Source organism: Ponticaulis profundi (assembly GCF_042659465.1).
Taxonomy (GTDB): domain Bacteria; phylum Pseudomonadota; class Alphaproteobacteria; order Caulobacterales; family Hyphomonadaceae; genus Ponticaulis; species Ponticaulis profundi.
On record NZ_JBHSSW010000028.1, the window covers coordinates 16,723 to 41,564 of the forward strand.

Annotated in this window: 20 protein-coding genes; 7 read left to right on the plus strand and 13 right to left on the minus strand. The window is 58.7% G+C overall.

The features are described 5' to 3' along the window. Both ACFQDM_RS13860 and ACFQDM_RS13865 read right to left on the minus strand, forming a co-directional pair. Positions 1–240: DUF736 domain-containing protein (locus ACFQDM_RS13860; RefSeq protein WP_377379998.1), on the minus strand; the 240-nt coding region annotated here is incomplete at its 3' end. Between the two features lie 630 nt (positions 241–870). Beyond that, a complete protein-coding gene (locus ACFQDM_RS13865) occupies positions 871–1,317 on the minus strand; it encodes a MerR family transcriptional regulator (protein ID WP_065383359.1) in 447 nt (148 codons plus the stop codon). Positions 1,318–1,393: 76 nt separating this feature from the next. Here ACFQDM_RS13865 and ACFQDM_RS13870 point away from each other — a divergent pair, with 76 nt between their 5' ends. The 4 genes from ACFQDM_RS13870 to merA are packed head-to-tail and all read left to right on the plus strand — an operon-like array spanning position 1,394 to position 3,773. Further along, positions 1,394–1,783, plus strand: coding sequence for a mercuric transporter MerT family protein (locus ACFQDM_RS13870; protein ID WP_065383360.1), 390 nt, complete (start codon positions 1,394–1,396; stop codon positions 1,781–1,783). 17 nt (positions 1,784–1,800) lie between these two features. Next, on the plus strand, positions 1,801–2,106 hold the full coding sequence (locus tag ACFQDM_RS13875) for a heavy-metal-associated domain-containing protein (RefSeq protein WP_065383361.1): 306 nt from the start codon (positions 1,801–1,803) through the stop codon (positions 2,104–2,106). Positions 2,107–2,110: 4 nt separating this feature from the next. Next, positions 2,111–2,344, plus strand: a complete 234-nt coding sequence (gene merF, locus ACFQDM_RS13880; RefSeq protein WP_139069000.1) for a mercury resistance system transport protein MerF — start codon at positions 2,111–2,113, stop codon at positions 2,342–2,344. Next, complete coding sequence (gene merA, locus ACFQDM_RS13885; RefSeq protein ID WP_377380002.1) at positions 2,337–3,773, plus strand: mercury(II) reductase; 1,437 nt, start codon at positions 2,337–2,339, stop codon at positions 3,771–3,773. Before merF ends, merA begins: the two co-directional genes overlap by 8 nt. Before the next feature lie 235 nt (positions 3,774–4,008). On the opposite strand, the gene ACFQDM_RS13890 is transcribed toward merA, so the two are convergent. The 5 genes from ACFQDM_RS13890 to ACFQDM_RS13910 form a co-directional block, all read right to left on the minus strand. Next, positions 4,009–4,434, minus strand: coding sequence for a hypothetical protein (locus ACFQDM_RS13890; RefSeq protein WP_065382895.1), 426 nt, complete (start codon positions 4,432–4,434; stop codon positions 4,009–4,011). Positions 4,435–4,553: 119 nt separating this feature from the next. Continuing rightward, entirely contained in the window at positions 4,554–5,492 is a 939-nt protein-coding gene (locus ACFQDM_RS13895) for a DUF2493 domain-containing protein (protein ID WP_065382896.1), read from the minus strand. Between the two features lie 320 nt (positions 5,493–5,812). Further along, entirely contained in the window at positions 5,813–6,853 is a 1,041-nt protein-coding gene (locus tag ACFQDM_RS13900; protein ID WP_065382707.1) for a DUF7146 domain-containing protein, read from the minus strand. Between the two features lie 96 nt (positions 6,854–6,949). After that, a complete protein-coding gene (locus ACFQDM_RS13905; protein ID WP_377380005.1) occupies positions 6,950–8,995 on the minus strand; it encodes a ParB/RepB/Spo0J family partition protein in 2,046 nt (681 codons plus the stop codon). Between the two features lie 125 nt (positions 8,996–9,120). Then, positions 9,121–10,317, minus strand: a complete 1,197-nt coding sequence (locus tag ACFQDM_RS13910; protein WP_377380007.1) for a DUF932 domain-containing protein — start codon at positions 10,315–10,317, stop codon at positions 9,121–9,123. A 421-nt stretch (positions 10,318–10,738) separates the two neighbouring features. Here ACFQDM_RS13910 and ACFQDM_RS13915 point away from each other — a divergent pair, with 421 nt between their 5' ends. From ACFQDM_RS13915 to ACFQDM_RS13925, 3 genes are all read left to right on the plus strand, one after another. Next, positions 10,739–11,119, plus strand: coding sequence for a helix-turn-helix domain-containing protein (locus ACFQDM_RS13915; protein ID WP_377380009.1), 381 nt, complete (start codon positions 10,739–10,741; stop codon positions 11,117–11,119). A 204-nt stretch (positions 11,120–11,323) separates the two neighbouring features. Next, positions 11,324–11,941 carry a type IV toxin-antitoxin system AbiEi family antitoxin domain-containing protein gene (locus ACFQDM_RS13920; RefSeq protein WP_377380011.1) on the plus strand — a complete coding sequence of 206 codons (618 nt, stop codon included), beginning with the start codon at positions 11,324–11,326 and terminating at the stop codon, positions 11,939–11,941. Next, positions 11,934–12,797, plus strand: a complete 864-nt coding sequence (locus ACFQDM_RS13925) for a nucleotidyl transferase AbiEii/AbiGii toxin family protein (RefSeq protein ID WP_377380013.1) — start codon at positions 11,934–11,936, stop codon at positions 12,795–12,797. Before ACFQDM_RS13920 ends, ACFQDM_RS13925 begins: the two co-directional genes overlap by 8 nt. 96 nt (positions 12,798–12,893) lie before the next feature. On the opposite strand, the gene ACFQDM_RS13930 is transcribed toward ACFQDM_RS13925, so the two are convergent. Genes ACFQDM_RS13930 through ACFQDM_RS13955 form a run of 6 tightly spaced genes read right to left on the minus strand, consistent with a single transcriptional unit; the run spans position 12,894 to position 24,830 of the window. Further along, entirely contained in the window at positions 12,894–15,344 is a 2,451-nt protein-coding gene (locus ACFQDM_RS13930; protein ID WP_377380015.1) for a hypothetical protein, read from the minus strand. 3 nt (positions 15,345–15,347) lie between these two features. Continuing rightward, on the minus strand, positions 15,348–17,297 hold the full coding sequence (locus tag ACFQDM_RS13935; protein ID WP_377380017.1) for a hypothetical protein: 1,950 nt from the start codon (positions 17,295–17,297) through the stop codon (positions 15,348–15,350). Beyond that, positions 17,294–19,690, minus strand: a complete 2,397-nt coding sequence (locus tag ACFQDM_RS13940; protein WP_377380018.1) for a sensor histidine kinase — start codon at positions 19,688–19,690, stop codon at positions 17,294–17,296. Before ACFQDM_RS13940 ends, ACFQDM_RS13935 begins: the two co-directional genes overlap by 4 nt. Before the next feature lie 39 nt (positions 19,691–19,729). Then, positions 19,730–20,563 (minus strand): phosphoadenosine phosphosulfate reductase domain-containing protein, encoded by an 834-nt coding sequence (locus tag ACFQDM_RS13945; RefSeq protein WP_377380020.1) that lies wholly within the window; start codon positions 20,561–20,563, stop codon positions 19,730–19,732. Then, on the minus strand, positions 20,560–23,853 hold the full coding sequence (locus ACFQDM_RS13950; RefSeq protein ID WP_377380022.1) for an ATP-binding protein: 3,294 nt from the start codon (positions 23,851–23,853) through the stop codon (positions 20,560–20,562). The genes ACFQDM_RS13945 and ACFQDM_RS13950 overlap by 4 nt, the downstream gene beginning before the upstream one ends. Continuing rightward, positions 23,850–24,830 carry a DUF4007 family protein gene (locus tag ACFQDM_RS13955; RefSeq protein ID WP_377380023.1) on the minus strand — a complete coding sequence of 327 codons (981 nt, stop codon included), beginning with the start codon at positions 24,828–24,830 and terminating at the stop codon, positions 23,850–23,852. Before ACFQDM_RS13955 ends, ACFQDM_RS13950 begins: the two co-directional genes overlap by 4 nt. Between the last annotated feature and the right edge of the window lie 12 nt (positions 24,831–24,842).

Sequence of the window (24,842 nt, forward strand, 5' to 3'; positions counted from 1 at the left end):
CGGAGCGGTGAAGCTCGGATCGTCCAGTTTGAGGCTCAGATAGTCGCGGCCCTCAGTCGAGCGCTTGGACCAGGCGGCGCCGATCTCGGCGCGACCGACGAAAACGCGGTGACTGGGTGCGTTGTCATTCGCGCAATCCTCTTCCGGGATGATCCGAACATTCTTCGCCTGAACGCTGAGGGTGACGATTTCGCCGACGTACTCGTTGGCGGACTTCTTAAAAGTTCCGATGGTGGCCATGTCAGTTCTCCTTTTGGCTTTCGAGCCCGCGCCCGTCGCGGCCTCGATGGCGATCGACGAGGCCGGGACGACCGCCGACGCAGCCCATGCGGCCCGCAGCGCAGAGGAGGACGGCGGAGACAGAGTTTCTTGACTCGCGAGGAATGGGCGACGCCCAGGGGAAGAAAGTCCGGCGCCGCCGTTGCGGCCAAGGCGGTCGAGGCGTCAGCCGATCCCGGCCAGATCAGTCCATGAGAGGCCGCGTCGGGCGTGGGTGATGAGCTTCAAGAGAACCGTTGAAAGTCGTCAGCGATTACCGATAAACGCCGGCAACTTGTTTCGAAAGATGGTTGCTCGCATTGGGCCAAGAGATGAATGATGTCATCCGGGGAGGACAGATCGACAAGGCTGTGAATTGTCGTCGTCCGAAGCGGCGCGCTCGAACGCCCCCCCGCTGTCAGCGCACGAATTCCGCCACAGCACTCTCTGGTGAGCCCGGTGCACGCGCTGCGAATTTCAGTCAAGAAGCTGACATCTGGGGAGCAGCTGGAAAAGGGGCTATGCGGACCGGGCTACTATTGACGTTACTCGCCGGCAGTTTCGCTCGCGGCCCAGAGTCGCCGTTCGACCGGCAATTTAATGAATGACCGCTCACGAGCTGTTTATGGTTGCGGCGTTTTTGTATGGGTGCGTAATTGCGTCGAGCACCGGACAGTCCGGGGCCTTGGCGCGCGAACACCTGGATGCGGTTGCGGCGAGGACGGCTTCGATTCGCCGGAGATCCGCGATCCTCGTGCGAATATCGACAAGGTGGCGTTCCGTCCGCTCCTTGACCTCAGCACAGGTCGGCGCCGTGCCGTCTTCGAGCCCCAGCAGCCCACGAATGTCCTCCATCGAGAACCCGAGTTCGCGGGCGCGCAGGATGAAGCGTAGGCGCGTGGCGTGTGCGGCGGAATAGATCCGGTAGCCGACGGCGGTGCGCGGCGGGTCGGGCAGAAGGCCGGTCTTCTCGTAATAGCGGATCGTCTCAATGTTGCAGCCGGTCGCCCGGGCCAGGTCTCCGCGTGTGAAGCCGCTCTCGCGCTTGTGATCGGTCATGAGCAAGTTTCCTCTTGAGCCTGTAGTTGCTACAGACCTTACACCCATCGTCAATCACAGACGAGAGGTGCGCGACATGGCGCTGACAGACGACAGAATTGACAGCACTGGCGCGGATCGCCCGGCCCGAAAGGGCTGGCTCGCGGCGGGCGGGGTGCTCGGCGCATTCCTCGCTTCGGCCTGTTGCGTGGGGCCGCTGGTGCTGCTGACCCTCGGCATCTCGGGGGCCTGGATCGGCAACCTGACGGCGCTGGAGCCATACAAGCCGATCTTCGCTGTCATTGCGCTCGGCTTCATCGGGGTGGGATTCCGGCAGGTGTATTTCCGCAAGCCGACCGTCTGCGAGCCCGGTTCCTATTGCGCAAGGCCATCCTCGGCGCGGATTACCAAGACTGCGCTCTGGGCATCCCTGATCCTCGTCGTCGCCGCGCTCACCATCGACTGGTGGGCGCCGCTGCTCTACTGACCCCGAAAGGAAACCCCATGAAGAAGATCCTTGCACTAGTGCTGTTCGGCCTGACCGCCGTCGCGCCGATCACGGCCATCCCTGTTGCCGCGCAGTCCGTCGCCGCCGAGCAGACCGTGACCTTCACCGTCGACAACATGACCTGCGCACTCTGCCCCGTGACGGTGAAGCGCGCGATGGAAGGCGTCGCCGGCGTCCGTGCCGTCGAGATCGACTTCGAGGCGCGCACCGCCACGGTCATCTTCGATACTTCCACTACCAGTGCCGACGCCATAGCGACCGCGTCGGCCAATGCAGGCTACCCGGCGCGCATCGCGGGCTGACGGGATGACCGAGCAGACCGACCGCAAGCTGATCGCGACAGGTGTCGTCGGCACCGTCATCGCGGCGCTCTGCTGCTTCACGCCGGTGCTGGTCGTGCTTCTCGGCGCCGTGGGGCTGTCGGCCTGGCTGGGCTGGCTTGACTACGTTCTGCTGCCCGCGCTCGCCATTTTCGTCGGGCTGACCGTGTACGCGGTCTGGAGACGGCAGCGGCGCCAGACCACTCGAACGGATGGATGACTTGATGAAAGACGATTGCTGCGCGCCCAAGGGCGATTTCGACCTTGCCGTGATCGGCGCCGGATCGGCCGGGTTCTCGGCCGCGATCACCGCCGCGGAAGGTGGCAAACGGGTCGCGCTGATTGGGCATGGCACCATCGGCGGCACCTGCGTGAACGTGGGCTGCGTGCCGTCCAAGATGATGATCCGGGCCGCAGAAGCCCTGTACGGTGCGCAGTCGGCGCGCCGGTTCCCGGGCCTGCACGGCGAGGCGCGGGTCGCCGACTGGTCGACGCTGGTTGCGGCCAAGGACGATCTTGTCGCGACTCTGCGCCAGAAGAAGTACGCCGATCTGTTGCCGGGCTACGGCGGTGTGACCTATCTCGACGAGGGTCCAGCGCGTCTCGTCCCCGGCGGGGTCGAGGTCGGCGGGCGCAGGATCACGGCTCCCAAGGTGATCGTCGCGACCGGTGGCCGACCCGCCGTGCCCGACATCCCTGGGATCCAGGACGCACCAACGCTCGACAGCACGTCGCTGCTGGAGATGGACCGATTGCCCGAAAGCCTGATCTTCCTCGGCGGCGGCTATATCGGAGTGGAGCTGGCGCAGATGATGGCGCGGATGGGCACGCGGGTTACGATCGTCTGCCGCTCGCACCTGTTGCCGCGCACCGAGCCGGAGGTGGCGCAGGCGCTCACCGAGGTCTTGCGCGCCGAAGGTCTTGCCATCGTCGATGGCGCGACCTACCACACCGCGCGGCGCGACGGGGACCGTGCGGTGCTGACCGTGACGGTGAATGGCGCGGAGCGCGAACTGACGGCCGACCGCCTCGTCCTGACGACGGGACGCGCGCCCAACACCGAGGGGCTGGACCTCGCGGGGATGGGCGTCGAGACCGACGCATGCGGTGCGATCCGGGTTGGCGATGACATGCAGACCACGAAGGCCGGCATCTTTGCGGCGGGCGACGTCACCGACCGAGACCAGTTCGTCTACATGGCCGCCTATGGAGCCAAGCTCGCTTCCCGCAACGCCGTACTGGGCGGGGCGGAGCGCTACGACAACGCCGCGATGCCGTGGGTGGTGTTCACTGATCCGCAGGTCGCCGGCGTCGGGCTGATCGAGGCGCAGGCGCGCGCGGCGGGTCATGACGTCAAGACCAGTGTGCTGACCCTCGACAACGTGCCCCGCGCGCTCGCCGCCCGCGACACCCGCGGCCTGATCAAGCTCATCGCGGATGTCCAGACCGACCGCCTCCTTGGTGGCGTGATTATGGCGCCGGAGGGAGCCGACAGTGTCCAGACGCTCGTCCTGGCGTTGAAGTTCGGCATGACGACAAAGGCGCTCGGCGAGACGATCTTTCCCTATCTCACCACGGCCGAGGGCCTGAAGCTCGCCGCGCAGACCTTCGACATGGACGTGGCGAAACTGTCCTGTTGTGCGGGGTGATCCAAAAACGCGAGTATTGATACATCATTTAAACTGGCGACCGATCTCAGGACAATTGGGATATAGAGTGAGAAAGTTGCCACGATCGTGGCAACTCAGCGTCTGCGAACCGGTATTCAACATTGGCGCAGCGAACGATCGGAATCCGCCCTCTCGAGACTGTGGTGCTTACTGCAACGATGAACAAGGTGGGCTCGAAGTTTGAATTCGCTGCGATCTCTTCGAGCGGCTGCTTTCAAAGCGGGTGAGGTGCTTCTGGCCCTGCAAGAGACGCAATACGCACCCATGCTGTGACGCCGACAATGATCGCGCCGACAGTGGCGAAGACGAGCGTCCAAGTCTCACCTGCGCCGCCGGCTTGTGAAAGACCCTTCACTGCATGGAACCCAGCAAGACCTGCCGGCAAGGCGTAAAGTGCCCCGAGCGCAAGGCGGATAATCGGTGAGCGGATTGTAGCGAAGGCCACTTGTCCGAGAACAAGGACTATAGCGCCGCCAAGCAGCGCGACGGCGACCGTTCCGATCGGTCCCGCGCCGCTTTCAAAGGCGTAGTAGCCAGCTGTTATTGCGACGAAGAATGGAAGCGCATAGACAGCCAGGCTGAACAAGAGCCAGCATAGAAAACCAAGGCCGATAACACTCAGCAATGCGGACAGAAACATGGGCGGTCTCCTTTTGGATGGAGCGCCTCCACCAACCGCCATGGCGCTTTCGAAGTATAGCGCAAAGCGGCGCGCGCCGGAACCTTCCGGCGCGCGCATCAAGTGATGCGTTCTATGCATCACGCTGCCTGCGCAGTGTTTTTCTTCGGTCTAAAATCGAAGAGTGGGACGCCGAGCTTCTTGGCCTTGTCGGCGAGATTGTCGGTGATCCCGGAGCCTGCAAAGAGGATGAGACCGATGGGCATCGCCTCAAGAAGCGCGTCGTTGCGCTTGAATGGCGCAGCCTTACCGTGGCGCTTCCAGTCGGGCTTGAAGACGATTTGCTGGCATTTGCGGTTATCGGCCCAGCAAGCGGCGATCTTCTCGGCGCCTTTGGGCGAACCGCCATGCAGAAGCACCATGTCGGCATGTTTGGCCTTGACCCGGTCCAGTGCCGCCCAGATGGCCCGATGGTCGGTGACGTCGAGCCCGCCGGAGAAGGCGACCCGTGGCCCGGTGGGCAGAAGCGGTTCGATCTCCGCGCGTCGCTTCGCCGACAGAAAGTCGCGGCTGTCGATCATGGCCGCTGTCAGCGTACGGTGACTGATCCGTGATCCTGAGTGCGGTCGCCAAGTCTGACCGATATGGGTTTCGAAGTGATCGGCTGCGATATCGCGCATGAGCTCGTAAGCGTTGCGCCGCTCGATCAGAGTGACGCCCTGAGCCGTCAGGGCTTCAAGTTCTACCGAGCGTACTTCCGAGCCGTCCTGTTCACGCTGTGATCGTTTCTGGGCCTGCTCGTTGTCGTCGAGGTCGCGGTCGACGCGGGCGGCTGTGCGATGGAACAGGTTCGTCAATGACCAGAGCAGGTCTTCGAGATCCGGTTCGAGACGCGTGTCTTCCAGCGTGGCGGCGAGCGCTTCGAAGATGTCGGCTATCGCACCCTGGAGGGCGTCGGCTTCGGGTAAGGGTCTCGGGTCGGGCTCGTCGGCAAAAGCCCGATAGCCATAGAGCTGCAATTCTTCGAGTACGGCCGCGGTTGCGGAGCTGGCCATTGGTTCGGTGGTCTCGGCGGTCATGGGATCGTCTCCTGTTCGGCATGGGCCGCGCCTCTCGCGGCCTTCCCGAGCGACGGGAAAGCGGGGGCTGGCCGGGACTGCACCGCCGGTCACGGCGGCCGGAGCCAAAGGTGGAGGACGGCGGAGGCGGCGCTCTTTTGTTTCGCGATGCAAAGCCGGGCCTCTATGCCCGGCGGCGGAAAAGAGTGACGCCGCAGCCGTTGCCGGCCCGGCCAGTCTCCGCTCCGTCTCGCTCCTCTCGGAAGGCCGAAGGCGAGGCTCTCGAATTAGGAGATGATCTGACGATGGCGACCAGACCAGTGACGGGCCTGCTCAGCCGCTCAGTGTTCGTCGGAAAGCAACCGCGATTGCTCGGGCTCGGCCAGTTGCTGACCCAGATGCGTCCGGAGTCCGTCCCGCCCGAGCTTGCGAAGATCTTCGTTGAAGTCGCCGCCAAAAGGGGAAAGCCGGATCGTCTCGATACCGAGTACACCTGCGCGTTCGGCCAGACTGGCGACGGCCATGGCGCCTGCCTCGTCGGCGTCGGCGGCGATATAGAGACGCTGAAGCCCGGTCGGCAGGATCAGCGCGGCGAGATGATTGGCCGACAACGCGGATATGACGGGCATGTTGGGCAACGCCATGCGCACGGAGAGCGTGCTTTCCAGCCCTTCGCCAGCAGCGAGGATGTCGCTCACAGTTCCGATCCGCACGCCATGGCCGAGCAGGTTCCCCATCGCCTTGCGTGATGGATCGAGGGGCGCCTTGCGAGCCGTCGCCGGATCGAGCCATGTGCGGTGAACGCCGGTGAGATTGCCGTTCCCGTCCGTGACCTTGGCGAGCAATGCAGGCCAGGTCTCCGGTGGGGTGTCTTGGGGCTGACCTTCTCGCCAATAGTAGCAGCACGGATGAAATCGCAGCGCTGGCGCGTCGCCAAGCCCGGAAAGACCGCGTCGATGAAGATAGCGCTCGGCGAGCGTTCCACCGACCGGTCTTCCCATGGCGAAGAGGCGCCGCGCAGCCTCCGGCGATCCTCTGGGCGCGACCACGCGTTCGCGGGTTGGCGGTTCAGGTCGTGGGAGGCTCAGGAAGATCCTCGCCTCATCAAGCGTCTCGCCGAATGTGCGAAGTTGCCGGGCGCCGGCGATGAGATCTAGCAGGTCGCCATGTTCGCCCGTGGCGGCGTCGGTCCATTTTCCGGCGGCGCCCGGACCGTGGGCTGGTCCCGTCAGGCGAACATAAAGACTGCGTCCGGGCGTGTTCTCGATGTCGCCGACGATCCAGTATCGGCCCTGCTTGCGACCGTTAGACAGGTAATGGCGGCAGACGGCCTCCGCCTCGCGGCCGAGCCGTCGTGCGATTTCGGATGCTGCGCTGTTCATTTGCGCCTCCATGCTGAGAGCAAAAAAGAAGGAGCCCGCCACATTGGGCGGGCTCCAGGGGCGGCTGCGGGAGCCGTTGGGGGGCTTGGCTCCCGGTCACTCGGCCGCAGTGGCGAAGGCGTTGCCGGTGACAGGTTCATCATCGGTGATGACGGCGGAATCGCCCATGGCCGGTTCGCCGCCGTTATCCGCCGATTGCGCTTCGCTCTCAGGGAGAGCCGGCATGCGCAGTACTTCGGGCAGCCAACCGGTCCCTTCGAGAAGCTCTTCGGCCGCCGCGATCATTTCCGGTTTCTTGAGGCTGGCGATGCGGTCGGCCGCTTCGTCGCCCTTGGCTTCGCGCACCGCTTCCAGAATGCGGGCCTTGGTGATGCGTGCCAGATAGCTCTCGCCCGTCGGCGTCCAGCCCGCACTCGCCATGTCGAGCCCGAGTGTCGTCGCCAGCAAATCGGCATGGGCGAGCGCCCGCGGGCGGCGGTTGTACGGCTCATGGACGGCGTTCACCGTCATGGCGACGCAATGCGCGAACAGCGCCTCGCGGCTGTCGTTGTCGAACCTGACCAGTGCGTCCCACAGATCTTCAGGCGCTTTCGGCAGCGCCCCTAGCCAACTCGTCGTGCGAGCGTCGATGCTGAGCGCGTAAGCCGTGTCGCCGAGACCCGGCGCCTGGGCGCCGAAACCGGCGCTGTGCGGCGTGATCTCGACGCAGCTATCCAGCGGATAGTGATAGAAGAGCCGGAGGGTCAACGCGTGCAGGGCGGCGAGGAACGCCGTCTGCGGATCGCTGGCGAGCGCGTCGCGAAGGGCGAGCGTGCGATGCGCCGTCAATTCCATGACGAGGCGGTCGGAGAGCGGCTTCAGGCCATCGTCTTCTTCTTCCGCCTCTTCGCTGGCGTCGGGGGCCGTAACTTCGTCGGCGGAGGCGTCGATCCCGTCGACCTCATCCAGCCCGTCCGATTGGACGGAAGGTTCATCCTCGGGACGGACATAGCCGCGTTCGACGCGCAGTCGGCCGTCATGGCCGATGCTGACGAAGACGCCGGCCATGGCGATTTCATCCGGCTCAAAGCGGACGGGCCGCTCCTGCAAGGCTTCCATTGCCGTTTCGATTTCGCCGAGCCGGGTGTCGATCTCTTCCGGGAACTCCTCGGCGTCGGCGTACTCGTCTTCGAGCTTGTCGTATTCGGCCTTCAGCGCTTGGAAGCTCGCTATCTCGTCCTCGCTCATCGGCTCGTTCTCGCCGATGATCCGGCGCAGACCGTAGGTATGGCCGTAGGGAAAGTCCGTGCCGATCTCGATCCATTTCCAGCCCTCAGCGCGGATCGCTTCCGCATCGGTTTCAAGCTTTTCGTCGACGAGTTTTGCAAGCAGGCCAGCGTCCTGCAGCCATCCGCCATCGTCGGACTGGAACAGATCGCGAAGGATGGCGCCGCCGGCCGCCTCATAGGCGTCGAGCCCGACGAACTGCGCCCGCCGGTCGGAGGCGCGCACGGCACCTTCGGTCAGCATGCGGCGGATCTCATAGGGCTGTTTCGCGTAAGTCCGTTTGATCGACTCCCAGACCTGTTCCTGACGCTCATGGTCGGGATTGACCGTGAAGGCCATGAGTTGGTCGAGGGTCAGTTCCTCCTCAGCGTAGGCGTCGAGGAGCGATGGCGCGATAGCGGCGAGCTTGAGCCGCTGCTTGACGACGTTCGCCGAGACGAAGAAGGCCGCCGCGATTTCTTCCTCGCTCTTGCCTTTCTCGTGCATCGCCTGGAAGGCGCGGAACTGGTCGAGCGGATGAAGCGGCGCCCGCTGAACATTCTCGGCGAGACTGTCTTCTTCGGCGAGGCCGTCCGTGCGCACGATGCAGGGCACGGGCGCTGTGCGGTTCAGCCGCTTCTGCTTGACCAACAGTTCGAGCGCCCGGTAGCGGCGTCCGCCGGCCGGGATCTCGAACATGCCGGTTTCGGCGCCGTCCTCGTCCAGCACCGGCCGGACGGTGATCGAGGACAGAAGCGTGCGCCGGGCGATGTCTTCGGCGAGCTCTTCGATCGAGACACCGGCCTTGACGCGGCGGACATTGGACTGGCTCAGCACCAGCTTGTTGAAGGGGATGTCGCGCGAGGCGCTGAGGGTGATTTTCTGAGACTTGGTCATATCAGTTCTCCGCGACGGGCTGGCCGAAAGCCTCTCTCTCGACCTCCAAACCCGTCACGAAGAACCCGGCCCGCCTCTTCCTCTTGAGGAAGCGACGGACCGGAAAGGCGGAGCGCCGGTTGAAGCTACGCTGCGCGCTCCAAGAGCTTCTTCGCCTTGCCCTCCATTTCGAGCCGGGCGTCCTGCTGCGGTTTCGAGCGGGCGACGGCGGTGATGCCCTGCACGAAATCGAACACGGACTCGGGCGGGCGGCCTTCCTCGGCCAACACCGTTTCGACGATCCTGGCCGTCTCCGCCTTGGAGAAGCCACGCTTGCGCAGGAAGTCGATGCGATCGTCATCACTGCGGGCGACGATCCGCTCGCGTGCTGCTCGAATGCCTTCGACGAAGGGTTGCGGCGAGGAATCTGCGAAGCGGGTCAGCGCCGGCGCCGCCACGTGTGCGAAGCGATTGGCGGCGTATTTGGAATGCCGGATGCTGATTTCCTGGAAGTCCTCAACACCCCAGAGATTGCGGTTCTGGCAGACGGCGCGCAGATAGAAACTAGCGATGCCGAGCGTTTTCGCGCCGACCTCCGAGTTCCAGCAATAGAAGCCCCGGAAATAGAGATCGGGCGATCCATTGGGCAGCTTGCCCGCCTCGATCGGGTTCATGTCGTCGACCAGGAAGAGGAAAACGTCTCGGTCGGAGGCGTAGAGCGTGGTCGTGTCCTTGGTGATGTCGACCATCGGGTTGTAGACGCCGCTCGACCAATCGAGCGTGCCGGGCACTTTCCAGCGCGTATCGCCAGTTCCGTTCCCCGCGATCTTCTGCACGGCCGCCACGAGTTCGTGGTCGTAGATGCGGCCATAATCCGGGCCGGTGACGGCGCGCAGCTCCGTGCGCCCGTCTTCGGTTTCCAGCGTCTTGATCTGTTCGGCGCGGTGCGAGGTGAGCCCGTATTGCAGATTGATGCCGGCAAGCGGCGCGGGAAGCTGGCGCAGATAGGCAGCCGGCGCGCTGACCAGGCTGGCGAGCTGGCCGAAGCTCCAATGGGTGGCGTGGGCCGGCGCGTCGGCTTCGGGCAGAATGAGCGCCAGGTTTTCCGGATCGTCGCGATGGGCTTCGACGCGGATCGCCGCGCTCTCGACCGTCCGCGTGCGGCTGCGCTCGGCGCGGCCCTTCACCGAGGTGTAAAGCTCCGACAGGGACAGATAGCGCTCGTCATCCGGCCGGGAAAACCATTCCGAGGAGACTCGGCCGAGCCGCTCTCCGCGCGAGATATCAACTTTGTAGCCGCCGCTCGCGTCGCGCCGGCCATCCTGGGTTTCAAGGTTCGTCATGGGTCAATCTCCGTGGGCGGGCTGGCCGAGAGCCTCTCTCTCGACCTCCAAACCCGTCACGGCGAAAGCCGCCGACTCTCACTCTCTGGGGGCGCCCACGGCGTCTCCCGGCAGAAGGGGTTGGCCGAGACCCAGGCTCGGACGCAGGGGAAGGCTTTCCCCTTCCCATCATCTTGGTTGTTCGCCCACACTTCCAATCAGCGACCCACTGGTCCCCAATCAGCCAGGGTTGAAAGCCTCACCATGGAGTGATCGGAGCGGCCGGGCCAGTCCAGTGCTTCGATCGGCCAGTGAAATTTCCTAAGCTCTTTCCCCCAAGTGCAGAGGATTGGCCGTGCGGCTGCCGAGTGGCCATTGCGCCTCATCCCCAGAATCGACTAACTGCCATATATGACATCTAAAGATATATTGGCAGTCAGATATGGCGGTTAAGATACCCTCCCTTAACGCGCGTCGAGCCCTTGAGGTATTGGGAACGAACATCAAGATAGCCCGCTTGAAGCGGCGCATCTCGGTGAGGGAGTTCGCCGAGCGGGCCGGTGTTTCCGAGAGGACTATCATCCGACTGGAAAAGGGCGACGACGGTGTCAGCATCGGCACGCTAGCAATGGCCTGCCTCGTAATCGGTGAGATCGACAGGATTTCGGATTTGCTCGATTCGGGCTCCGATGAGACCGGACTGCTTCTCGACCGAGAGGCTTTGCCGAAACGGATCGACCGGAAGCGAGGCTCCAGACCGGCAGCCGCGGGAAAGGGAAAGATTGCCCTGTCAGGCGACGATGACGAAGGGGTGGGTTTCTGAGCTCCCAAGCGATCTTGGCGTTCGGCAAAGGCAAACGTGTCCTCGGGCTGTTGAGGTTTGCGATCCATGGTCGGCGCCAGCACCCGCAGCGCCGAAGGGGCAGAGCCAGTTGACCTACTGGGAGGAGGATTTGGCTTTTCCTTCATCATTCCATGTGATACAAATCCTCACACTATGAATTCTGGAGTGCGAGAATCTATATCTATGCCTCAATCCAGGCCCCAACGTGAGATAGCCCGTGATCTCCTCGCGGCACGTGGGATTCTGCGCCTTGCGGAACTAAGGGACGCCGGCGTAACCGCTGCAACCGTCAGCCGCATGGAGAAAGATGGCGAGGTCATCCGCCTAGCGCGCGGGCTCTACCAGCTTCCCGATGCAGAACTCGACGCAAATCACAGCCTCGCCGAAGCGGCCAAGCGTTTCCCCAAGGGCGTGATCTGCCTCGTTTCGGCGCTCGCTTTTTACGGACTCACGGATCAGCTCTCGAAGAAAGTGTGGATGGCGATCGGCCGGAATGACTGGACGCCGAGGCCGAGTGAAATGCCGATCCGTGTGCTGCGCTTCTCAGACGATCTGCTTGCCGACGGCGTCGAGACGCATGTGATTGAGGGCGTATCTGTAAGGGTATTCGGTGTGTCGAAGACCGTCGCGGACTGTTTCCGGCATCGCGGCAAGATCGGTCTCACCGTCGCGCTTGAAGGCCTGCAGGAGGCTCTGCGCCAACGTAAAGCCACGCCCGCCGACATCGCGAGGGCTGCCGATACGGGCGGCGTCAGCACCGTGATCCGCCCTTATCTGGAGGCGCTGACCGCCAATGGCTAAGGAGATCAAAAATCTCGGCGCCTCGGTGCGCGCGCGGCTCCTCAAGCTTTCCAAGGAGAACGGGCAGAGTTTCGATCTTGTGCTCACTCGTTTTGCGTTGGAGCGCCTTCTGTTCCGGCTCAGCCAATCGCCGCATGCCGACCGCTTCGTGTTGAAGGGCGCCATGCTGATGATGAGCTGGTTCGACGATCCGCACCGCGGGACGCGCGATCTCGATCTATTGGGTTTCGGCGACCCGAGCGAAGACGCGATGCTGGCGACTTTTCGGGACATCCTTACCCAGGACGTTGAAGACGGCGTCGTGTTCGATCCAGACACGCTGCGCGTCGACCGCATTCGCGAAGTGCTCGACTATGGCGGACTCAGGCTGCGGGCGATCGCTTCGGTCGGCGGGGCCCGGATCAATCTGACAATCGACATTGGCTTTGGCGATGCGATGGAGCCTGGGGCGGAAGTCGTCGACTATCCGGTCATGCTCGATCTCCCCGCGCCGAGACTGCGCGCCTATGCGCGGGAGACGGTCATCGCCGAGAAGTTCCAGGCGATGGTGGCACTGGGCCGGGCGAACAGCCGGATGAAGGATTTCTACGACATCTGGATTCTCAGCCGGTCGTTCAGCTTTGATGATGACAGGCTTGCGCAGGCGATTGCCGCGACCTTCGCACGTCGCGAGACAGCGGTTCCAACGGAGCTGCCCGATGCACTGACGCCGGCGTTTGCTGCGGACGAACAGAAACAGCGGCAATGGCGCGCCTTTGTTGAAGACCTTTCAATAAGTCCCGGCGAATTGGATGATGTTATAGAGGGGCTGAGCGTCTTCCTCATGCCCCATGCCGACAGAGCCAAGTCATTGTAAAGATTCTGTTCGAGTGTGTGTGCGGGCTAGGCTGCATCCCTCGATCTATGTGTAAGCTGCCTTCGTTTTTGCTTCGGCAAAGTTCCCTTCTGACCACTATGCTTCCAGCGCGCTTATCAATTCCTGCGTGTCGAAGCTGAGAAGAAACTGAGCGTAGGCATTGGTGAACAAGTCAGAGATGTACTCTGTGATCTCGACCGATACGCTGTCCGTGTCCTCCGCCTCACGCTGGATGAGGTATTTGCGGTTTCTTGTGATCGCAAACAAGAACAGGGTATGGAAATACACCGCCGAAAAATAGCGTTTTTCCGCGACCGTTATTGCTTCAGGGGTCTTCAGGCCGCTGCGGTAATTCAGCAGCGCCGCGCTATCCATGTTGACATAAACCGCGCTTAAACCATTTTCATCGGCAAGCGGATGAACGACGGTTTCGTGGGACATGTCGATACCGCTTTCATCAAGCTTCTCCCAGGTCATAACGTTGGCGGGACCGTCCCCACGAGGCTCTTTGTAGACCATCACAGGTTCAGGCAAGCCAAGGCGGTCATCCGGGGTATCGCCAGGATCTTTCGACGGTTTCTTGTTTGCAGGGTCTGTCACCTTCACCATAAAGACCTGCTCCAACACGCCAGAAGGTTGGGACAGTTCGGCGCGTAGGGTGACAGCATCCCCGACATCGAGATCGTCAGTGGCATTGACATGCACGCGAATGGTGCCTGATGTCGGGCTGGATTTGACGACGTTAAGGACCGACTTGACGTCTGTCAGTCTCCCCGGTTTGTCGCCACCGTCGCTCTCTGACGGTTCGGGTCCCAAGAGGGCAATCCGCAACTCCCCAGGTTCCGACACGCGATCGAAATAGTGGTCCTCGACGTCGGTTGAGAACCGTATGGTTTTGGAGCTCCCTGCTGGAAGCATAACCAAGGGCAGTCCAGACCCATCCTTTGCCTTAACTTCGATCTGGAATGTCGACGGGAAACGCTGAGGTTTGAATTCGGGCTTCTCTGGTTTCGGGCTCTCGGTTTTCTTTTTTGTCTCCGGCTTCTGGCGTTTGCCCTCTCGTGTGTCCTCGAGACGAAAAGTCTGATTGAGCAGCTTCGCGAGGTCCTGTTTGAGAGGCAGGTGTCTGGTCATGTTGCGTAGGAGGTCTTCCGCATCGTTGCCTTCGATATTCAGGGATGCCTTGCGTGAGGCATTAATTTCCTTGAGCCGGCCACTGGTAAGCAGTGACGCAAGACGCCTACGCAAAGCGCGTGATTCCTCGCCGCCTTTCAGGCGATCGCGCGATGCCATGAACAATTCGTTTCGGACGCCTGTCTTGATCCCGGTGCAATCCACATGAATCAGCAGATGATCCTTTAGCAAAGGGAACTTCAATGAACGGGTAACAAATTCCGATGTGAGATGACCATGCACCTGGCCGTTCATCGAAAAGATTACCGCCATATTGTTCTTGAAGAATTCGCGTTGAATAGTGCTTCGGGTGTCTTTGGAGGATCGCCCTTCCGCGCGGGCGTTGAAGACATAGGAGGTGACCCTCAGCGCTCCGATCTCAGCATCGTTGATCTCATCGGAGAAGTATGTTTGGACATACTTGCTATCATCCTCTTCCAGTCGTCGCTGAAGTCCAAAGAGGTCTCGCTCCAAGTTTCGGTCATCAGGGTACCTCTTCTTCGTGTCGACCGTGAGAATCGGCAGTGCGGGGCGAAAAAGGTACTCGTTCAGACTCTGGTTGAGGTCGCGGGATATGACGGACCGGGAACCCGATGGCAGATCGTAGGAATAGAGTTTTATAACGCTGCCCGTTCGAAATCTTCGGTTCGCCAAGCCCAAGTCGATCTCGTCAATTTCGAAGGACGGGATATGGCCATCGATCACGAGATACTCATACCAGGTATTCTTGCGGGTGACTTCCTCGGACACGGTCAGTGGATGGCGGCGAACAAGGGTGAACCCAAACTCGGAACTGTTGTCGTAGCGCTTTGATGCAATGAGCTGGTAGCGGTACTTCCCGCAGAATGCGACTGCGCCGGCACCGCCCATGTTGTACTTGCCTTGGACGAAGTGGATTTCGTTTTTGTTGCCACGCAAGAGCGAGAGAAAGGTATCCTCGAAGTCCTCCGGAGCTTGCCCGATCCCCTCATCGAAGATGATCAGGGATGTCTCCATGCGAGGACCGTCGGCGACAATCTGCAGCATTTCCGACTGCTGCTTGCGATGTGCTGTCAAATCCCAGTTTTTGTGATCCGGAAAGAAGTTGGCAACGCCTTCGGGAATAGATTTTGGTGCTTCTGGTGATTTGGGATCAATTCCCTCTTCTAGGCACCGCCGCTCCAATATAGCGTCTATTCCGTTCGTTATTTTCTCCACCAGTGCTGGGATTGGTGAGGCCTGTTGATTCTCGACAACGCCGTAGTTGTTGTCGTTGCCGCCATAGGGCTTCCAGTTCGATGGAGACTCTAGCAGACCCTCGTCTTCAAGGACGACGCGGACATCGGCTTCGACCGGGCAGCGATACAGCTTCCAGAATAGAGCCTCTATATCCACCGACTACCCCGCTTCATCGACTTGAAGTTGAACTATGAGGCCAACACCTCGATGGTTATTTCCCAGAGCATCTTCGATCTGTTCTGCTTTTACAATCGTGCCGACTCTGTCGACTTTCGGCTTTTTGTCGTCCGAATCCGGCTGCTCTTCGCCAGCCTTGAGCAAGCCTGTGCCCTTGGGGCCGCTCAAAGGAAGCTCAATCCCCTGAAAACCTGACCGGAATATCTGCCGTATTCGTGTTTGCTCTTTGAGCATTTCAAACGCTGCTCTGCTATTTCTCTCAACATTCTGGATGTCCAAGTTAAGCAGAGCTTCCGTAAGATCCTCCTCGCAAACAGAGTCGACTATGGCCGAAGCATATTTTCCTCTACGAGAAATCAGAATGTTTCCAGTGATTGCCATATCGTCTGGCATGACGATTGGTTGTGTACCCCCTTGTTGTAGCGGGAGATGGAGGTGGGCTCTAAACCGCAACGATCTAGGGAGAGGCGCAAGTTCTCCGACTCGCCCGATATTGCTAAGCAACTGTTGGCGCAGATTGAGCGCAGTTTCCTTCCTGAGCCGAGCAACGACCGATACGCCGCCGACGCCTTCGTGGAGCAACCGTTTGGCCGAAGCCAGCGTGATCGTTCGCAATTCCCCGAAGTCCCATTCGATTTGAAAACGTTGGCCTTCGTCCAAGACGATTACCGGTGTTGTTTTCGAAGTCACAGCGAGGCCCGGCTTGGCCATGTCGATTTCTTGGAGCGATCCCGCCATCAACAAGGCTGTCGTAAGGCCATCTTTCCGGATCAGGTCACATTCTGGAGAAGCTACAAAATAGACCGAGTCAGTTCGGCCTGAAAAGAAACCGTGGGGCTTAACGGGCTCGCCGGGCTTTGGCCCCAAGATGTCTCCAAAAGCAATTGGCCACACAGCGCCTGTGACATGGGCGCGGCGTTTAGGGTTAACGAAGAGGGTCTGCTCCAGAACAGCGTAGGTGTCCCGGTCGTTTGAAATCATAAGCGGAGGTGGATCCTCCGCCATTTCATCGAGTGGAAGCGCAGCCTGCAACACAGTATCGTGAGACTCGATTTCATATTGGAGAACGCGGTCGAAGACGTCGAGCATGTAGCTGGACGTTTTAAGGCCTTCGAAACGGAGCAACATGCTCCGAATATGCTGCAGGTCATCGATGTCAATTTTGCGCAAGGTGCCTGCGGCGGCGTGGACAGCTTCCATGGCCTTGTTTTCCCAAGTCTCCACGAAAGTGGCCAGAGCTTGGCTGTCGGATCGATGCGTTGCGAGGGTGAGGATCAGACCCTCCATGCGTCCAGGCTTGGGCAGATCGTTCTTTCTGATGTGCCGAAAAGCAGAGGCATGGAGCTTCACATCTTGGCGGAAGTGCTTCGCCAATTCATCGATGCCGGGGACTTGCGACATGAGAACAATAGAGGGAAGCGGGCGAGCCCCACGGCGTACAATAACCTCTTTAAGTCGCTCGACGGTAAGCTCACGATCTTGTGCGCCTTGTTGAATCCCCAGGAAGAGGTCAATGACGATCAGATCAACTTCAGCGGCTGATTGGACGAAATCTCGCCCACAAGTCTCAAATGGGATCTCGAGTGCTGCGAGGGCGGCCTCTGCGGCGTCAAGGAAGGGCCGATTGTCAGAAATTTTTTGCTCGTAGACGTCAAAGAGTCCGCCCAGCAAATCCCGGATAGCATCTCGGCCATGCCAAAGAGCGTTGATGAACTCCTGACTGGTTCTCAGCTCCTCTCGATCTTCCGGATCATAGGCGGGAAATAAGGCTTCAATCCGGTCCGCACTGGCACCTCCTTGAACATCATCAAATAGGCTATCCCAAGCACCTTCGTCACGCAGTTCTACGACCTGCGGAACCTCATCATATCCATCATCGACAATAATTGCAGAGCCAATGCCGGCATCTCGCACCTGCTGCTTATCGCTCAATTCTCTTCCCCCACAACGCGATAATCGAAGGTGGAGTAACGTCCCTCGCTATTGAGCACATCCGGGTCCAGCATAAGAGCACCACCATTATGCTCTGCTGCCTCCCGAGCGATGTAGAGGCCGAGGCCGCGACGGCGACTCTTGTCCTTGAGCGAGAAGAAGAGGTCGAAGATGCGATCCTTGTACTGCTTCGAAATTCCTGGGCCATTGTCGGAGAACCGTATCCGCGGCGGGTTGTCCTCTAGCGAGATCGTTAGCGCCGGCCTGAATGACATCTTCCGCTGCTTTTCAACATCCATCCAGTAGATAGAGTTGGAGATCAGATTTTCGAGCACCTGAACAACCATTCCCTTGACCGCGGAGACCTGTACAGATCGGTCGGGAAGCAGAACGTTCAATTCAACCTGATGCCGTTCGAACTGGGCTTCATGAGCTTCTAGGATTTCGTTCAGGAGTTCATCAAGATTGAACCGTTCTTTGCGCTGTCTTCCCGTCACACTGAGAGGATCGAGAATTCGCAATCGCTTACTGATGCTCGTCATTGACGCCCTGAGGCTCTCAAGCCGACGGCGAATTTCATCGGGAACGGACTTGCGCTTCAGGCTGTTCAGAACGTCAAGCGCGTCTTCGGCCGATCGGGTCAGCTCGTGCGCAACAACTTCGACCATCAAGCCGATGCCTGCCATTGCCAGCATCTGATCGGCATCTTTCTCCATATCGGCGATGCGTTCACGGGCTTCGGCTGCATATCGCGCGAACTCTTCACGCATAAGCTCGAGCTCTTGGACCACTTCTCGGTGTTCTGAAGGTACAACTTTTCGGATTGACTGGATCGCCGTCTTCATCCGCTTCTCAAGATCGACCGTCCTGGTTTCATCGGCGATGAAGGGTTCTTTGGCGTCCTTTTGTTCCTTGGTGACGCGGTTCATTTCATCTCTGAGGCGTTCGACGGCGAACTGAACTGTCTCTTTGAGGATGGCTTCTTCAGGTGTCTGCCGCAGGCCTTCGCGATTCGTTTGATCGATGAGCTCAGGATTCTGCAGACGACCGATCTCGACTTGCCCAATGAGCTGTATTCGGTTGAGCGCATAACCTTTTGAGGCGAGAGCGGTCTTGTCGAGATCTAGCCAGTCATCGTCTTCCGCCCCATATGGATAAACTCGGAAGCCGTCGCGATACAGTCGAACACCCATCCATTGATCTAGAAGGTTGAGGAGCGCTTGGCGTTCGCCTGCAGAAGAGAACCGACGTAGAGTACGCCGATTGAACCAATGTAATTGGAAATCGAATGGACCCACATTTTCGAGCGCGGTATAGTCTATATCCCTTTTGTTCATTCTACGTCGCTTGGCTTGTAAGCCTATAAGCGCCGCGCTCAGTTCATCGACGGTTGCTACTTCGATGCTGACTTCTTTCGGGTGCTCAAATCCGAGATTATTTATCTCGATGCGCAATTCTAAATGGGGCTCTGAGTTTATTATTCTGTATTGTCCGCGCACCATGGCATGTGCGTGGGATAGGAACGACTTTTCAAGTCGCCGAAAATTGACTCTTTTTCCGTTCCAAAACACCGCGATGCGCTGACCGGAGGCCTTGGCCAAAGGATCGACAAGTAAAGAAAAGTCGTCGATGGCCAGACGATCGACACGCTTCTCACTCCAATCGGCGTTCAGCTTCCGAATTCTTATATCAGTGCCACTGAACTCAGGATTCTCCTTCTTGGGCCCCTTTTTGGGCTTGACGTCGATGTCTTGGATCATCTTCGTAGAATCGTCGAATTCGGACCAATCGATATCGATCAAGTTGTAATTCTTATCTTTTGTTTTTGTTGTTCGAACGGATAAGCGATCCCCGAGCCGCATTGCCGATAGGCGTCCAATCCCTTTCTCGCCGAGGAAAGGAGCGTGTGACTTTCCACCTGCCATTGCGGCATCGATCTCATTCTTTCGGGATGAGGTTCCAATGACTAGGAATACAGTATCGAGTTCCGTTAATGACATGCCCGACCCAGTATCCGAGATCGTGATCGAGTTCAGGGCATTGATTTCTTCAAGCGCGTTTAGTAATGCTTCGTGTGTATCGGCTTCTTCGATGAACTCCTTGGCACTTTCCCAGAGCTCGTCGGCTTCCGTATTGAGTTTGCCGGAAAGCTCCTCCTTAAGATCATCCAAATCAGGAGCATTTTCGTCATCGGCGTCCCTAATCTCGCTGAGAATTTGGGATTTCGTCTCCTGATAGTCCCGCCGCCCCAAAACGATATCGAAATTGATAGTGACACCGTTACCAGAACCGGCATCGATCCCGTTCTTGATCAGCTCGTAAAACGCAATAGCATCGGAGCTGATGAGCTCCGATCCCAATTCCAGGATTGTTCGAGCAGTTACCTTGAACATAAATGGACCATAAATCGAAAGCCTTCACATTTCATAATGTTACTTGTGGCAAGTGAGGCAGGCCTTGGCCGCTCCGCCGTAGACATCGTCTAGGTCGATCGAAGCATCCGGCCGCAATGGGTTTGCTTGGAGCCGGGACCGCGCCCGTTCAAGGCGCCGTTGGTGTTCTTCCCTGATTTGTTCCTGGCGTTCAGGTTTCTCGAGTTCGCTGAGCGATTCGCCTTGACTCCAAGTGAAAGGGGATCCGTGTTCAATCGCGTTTTTTTCGTATCGCTTCGCTTCCTCAAATGCCTCTGGGTGCCGTTCGCGCAGACGAACCCACTCGATCTTCTGTTGAAAGAAGCAGAATGTACATCCACTTCGTGTTCGCCAATCATAGTAGTCTGGAAGACCAAGACCTGATCCTTCGAGAATTTCGATGACGCCAGCCTTGTCTATGCCGCTATCTTTAAATGGTAGCCTGACAAGCAACCTATCCTTATTGGACTGGTAGCCTTCGCGATATTCCTCATCGCTGCGAATAGCTACATAAGAAATGACGGTCTCGCCGGCCTCTATGAATTGACGGACCCATAGCTCAAAGGGGCGGAGTTTTAGCTGTCGTGTGCACCAGCGGGATTGAGGGGAAGGAAGGTAGCTTTTGTAGCTCTTAAGCCAATAATCGAAATCTCTGTCGGGATTTAGTCTTGAGATGGATTTTCCGAGATATCCCTCCAATCGCGTGAGATAGCTATAGACCTCTGGCAATTCCTTTCCCGTATCGGTGAAGAAATACTCAACATCGATTTCTGGATGTCGTTGACGCATGAAAATCGCCAAAGCGGCGCTGTCTCGTCCGCCGGATAGGCCGAGGACGTGCCGAGTTCCGGTCATGCTCGCTCTCCCACCCGGTGTTGCCGGTCAGAATCGATGTATTTCGACGTAACCTCGACTAGGGCTGCCAGAATAATATCGCGTCGTTGCTGGTCCGCTTCGCGGAGTACCTTGTCAACAACGCTGGCCAACTTCTGGACATCGTGCCGATCGATATCCGCGATCTCGAATTCTTGGAAAAGAGAGTGCGGTGCGGAATCCTTACCGACTACGACTGCTAGAGCATGGCGGCGATCTTTGCGCCCTTTCACCCGCGCCATGGTCTCAGTCCTCAGAAACGACGCAGAAAGTTCTACGATTCCAACTGCTGCGCGTTCGCGATCTCCATCGTTCCAATCGCGCGGCAGCTTATTGGCCGCAATGCTGGCAACGCCTTCCATGTCTTCACGTGTTCCGTGAAACTGCGTTAGCCGACCCACGAACGCTTCAAGACGTAGGTCGCCACCAATCTGTCGGATATTGTCTGCACGCTCGCGCAAATCCTGGAAGGCCTCTTCAGCTTCTCCACGAACATCAAGCTCACGTAGCATCAGACCTTTGAGTTCATCGAGAACCTTGGGGTAAGCCGCACGCATTTCTGCCAGCGCGTCCCTCAGAAGAAGGGCAGTTGCTTTGGGGTCAAAGTGACCGTCCGGAAGCGGTTCCGTCAGGCGCGGCAAATCATCAAATAGGAGCTTGTTTGGATCGTTTGCCCGCTTGAGGATTTCCCGAACCTGGAGTGTTTGCGGGGAAAGTGATTGAGTCCGGGTGGTCCAAGGCACGAGCGCGTCGAATTCCCCGATAATGGTTTGCGCAACAAGGAGGGGTTCGGCTGCTTCTTTGAGTTTCAAAAGGCTGCCCAATTCCTCAAGCGTTTCGCCGATGAATCCTTCCATTTCAACACGGCGCAGGCCGATATCCTTAGCATTTCTTGCGAGAAATTCGACGCAAAGTTCATTGAAGTTGCTTTGAAATACGTCTTCGCCATAGACGGCGACGCGAGCGCGCCGCGACAAGATATAGGCTGCGATGAACACCGGGCCTAAGCCTGCTTTAAGCCCTATTGGATCCTCGCCCCACCTCTCTATGATTTCATCCGCCGTCACGATGCCATGTTCGGCATTGGCAAGCATCGTGTCTGCCTCCCGCCATAGCGGATGCAGTTTATCCCCCTGGTTGGGCGCCCGATATTCTCCGTCGATATGCAATCCTGTTTCTTGCAGTAGTGATATGTATAGGCCCCGTTCAGCGGGATAGTTCTTGCCCTCGAATCCCAAGTCTGCTTCGGATGCACGCATTGCCATCCGCTTCATGAGCTTAGTTCGCGCGCTGACGGCATTTGAAGACGGTTCTGAGCAGTTTAGGAGCTCGTTGCTGATATCGGGTGCGTCATCAAAAATTGTGTCTGCACGGGATGATAGTTGCTCATTCAGGAGGCGTTTAGTTAGGCGCCTCGGCTTGTTGGTACCCTCATACCAAAAGCATTCTCCGATAAGGCCGTGTAAGTTGTCCTCGAGTTTCTGGCGTACTTCGGCGATACGCGAGTCGATTTCGCGTCGCGCTATCGGATCTCCTCTTAGTTCGGAAAATCGGTTCTCAAGGCTGCTTAGACCAGTCAACTCACGTGCAAGTTCAAGCAGTTGGCTAGCGTTAGGATGATGCCCTATGAACAATGGATGAGACTTGGAGGATCGTATGGCGCGTTCATAGGCGTCAAAGGCTTCCTCAGGCGTTTCACCTTGCGTCGGCAAAGGAAATACAATGCGCCCAACAGTGTCTTGGGGATGCTTTGGATTAGGCAAGGCTTCGAGCCCCGACACCGATTCGATCGACATCTCGAACCATCGCATAGCTCCGGTTTTCTCATGATGGCGCTTGGCAAGCATTGGCTGCAGGTCGGCCAAAGTCCGGACTAGGTTTAGATCGACCTCGCCCGTCTCGGCGATTGCTTCCTGCAATCTTGCTTCGACGTCGAAATCTGATCCGGCGTAAAGCACATAAATGCCAGTGTGTTTTCGAAAGACGATTTCTGATTGCCGTTCCAAGCGCGCCAATGCGTTGTCAACGTCAGTCCGATTGAGTTCGTGGAGTGCTAGTGCGATAGTCGCGGGCTGCGTGGTCAAACCGGACCTGTCCTTGAGCAGATCCAAGACCGCTATCGTCTTCAGCGCCTTCAGTTCGGTATCGCTCGCTCCTCGAGCTATCGCCCTTTCGATGACATCGTGCGCAAGCGCCCACCGTCGTCCGTCCGGGGAGGATAGGATAGCTGGTTCGAAATTGGCTTGCAGGTAGCTCCACAGGAGATAGGGCGGATAGACGCTGTTGATGGTTTCGCTGGCCAGGGCGTCCTGCAATCCGAAAGGTTCCGCTGAGCTGAGAAACGAGAATATGCTCCGCTGATTTTGACCAAACCTCCTTCGAGACAAAGGCCCCAAGAGGCAGGCTGTAAAGGGATGGAGCGGGGCTGTCCGCGCGAGCTTGCCAGCCATACGTTTGGCGTCGGATTTGCCCCTTGCTGGCCGAAGGTAATCGACGCAGGCTTCGGCCAGCGGAAGCGCTTTTCGGACCGCGCGTTGATGGCCCAATGCTTCGCCGATAAGCTCAATGGCCTCTTCTAGCGAAACGGAGATCGAAATATCGACAAACCGGCCTTGGATTTTCGCCCAAGAATCTCTCGCTTTTCGGCTTAGGCGTTCCGCATATTCCTCGAAGGCTTGATGCAAGATTCCGAGGAAGATCAGCCTGCCTTGGCTTCGGGAAGCGAGCTCAGCGATATCCTGCAACAGATGGATGTCACCTGCGCCATCGGCAGCGGCTTCCAGACCTCTTCCAAGTTCATCCATAATAAGGAGGAGGCCGCGGTCTTTTGATCTGCGTTGGATTTCGTCGAGAATAGCCGCTGGCGTAGCGCCCGTCGGAAGCTCCAGAAGCTCAGCGAGTTGTACAGAAATGGAACGGCGTTCGGTGACGAGTGGCAAAACGCTCCAACGAGCCGGAAAGTGTGGCAGCGCGGCTTTCAAGGCGGCTGTGACTGCATCGCCAAACAACGACGCAGCTTGTTCCCGAACAGCCTTTGGCGCACCAAAGAGGCAAGCGAGAGCAAGCGCCAGACTCGATTTGCCGCCCCCATAGGGACCAGTCCATGTAAACGCGCCTTGTTCAGTGTCAGCGACATGCGCGGCCATGAAGGTCACTGCGGCTTGAAATGATGGTGGACAGTAGAAGCCGTCAACAGCCGTGACAGAAGCAAAATCGGAATCGATCCGTACTGAACGGCGAAATCTCGGTGTGATTGTGACGGTATCGCTCATGCAGCCTCCCGCATTTGAGGGCAAGCAAGGGCGTTGCGAAGCGTGCTACGCTCGAAGTCGATTGAAGGATGGCCGCTTCGGATGATCTGCCGCAATCCTGCCGTTTCCGACCAGCCAAGTTTTCCACCTGATATCTCTTCGAGGCGCTCGAGTCGTTCAGCGATGTCTTCATCATTGAGCAGAAAGACCCTGCCCGGGGATCGCGGCGCATATGCCGCGTTTTCAAATGACATCGTGTTTTGGGCCGGTGCGGAATTTCTCCAAAACTCATTGAGGCAAAAAAGAAAAACAGCATCAGGCAGGCTCGGCTTTCGACCGCGCGAAAGCCTTGATCGTTGTTTGTCCATCGGGCGGATCAACCCGAGTTCAGCAAGAATGGAATCTCCGGCATCGCTTGAGCCGCGGCCGCCAATATACGTTCTGAGCAGACATTGAAGATCTCGGTCGACAGTCGTCGAGGCCACGCGACTCCATGAGCAATCCTGCGCAAGGGCTAGCAAGGCTTCGACGATATCTTGCCTGACAAAACTTCCGCCGCGGAACTCGTTGAAGAGCCAATAAGCCGACGTCAGCCGGGGGCGCGAAGCCAAATGCCAATGCAGGAGCCAAAGGGATGAGTCTTCTTCAAGAAAGGGATCAATTCCATCGCGACCAAACAGCATATCGCCGAGCCATGTCGTTACGAGCCCTTCATTTGTTTCATCGAGGATTCCGGCGCCGGTTGCCCAATACCGTATAGCGCCCACCATGTTACGGCCGACGCCAAAACGCGCGATAGAATCCGGGTCGCGGAACACATGGACCGCGTCCTTAGGGGACGGAGCTCCGCTCACCGCGCGATAGGCTTTTTGAAGCCATCCGTAGCGCAAAGGAAATGTCTCATGCCCCGAAAAGGATGGGCGATACTGATCGTTCTTCAGTTCTTGAGCTCTCACTTTGCCTCCTGGGGATGTCATCCAGCAGGAAAAGTTATACAAGGTACTGGAGAC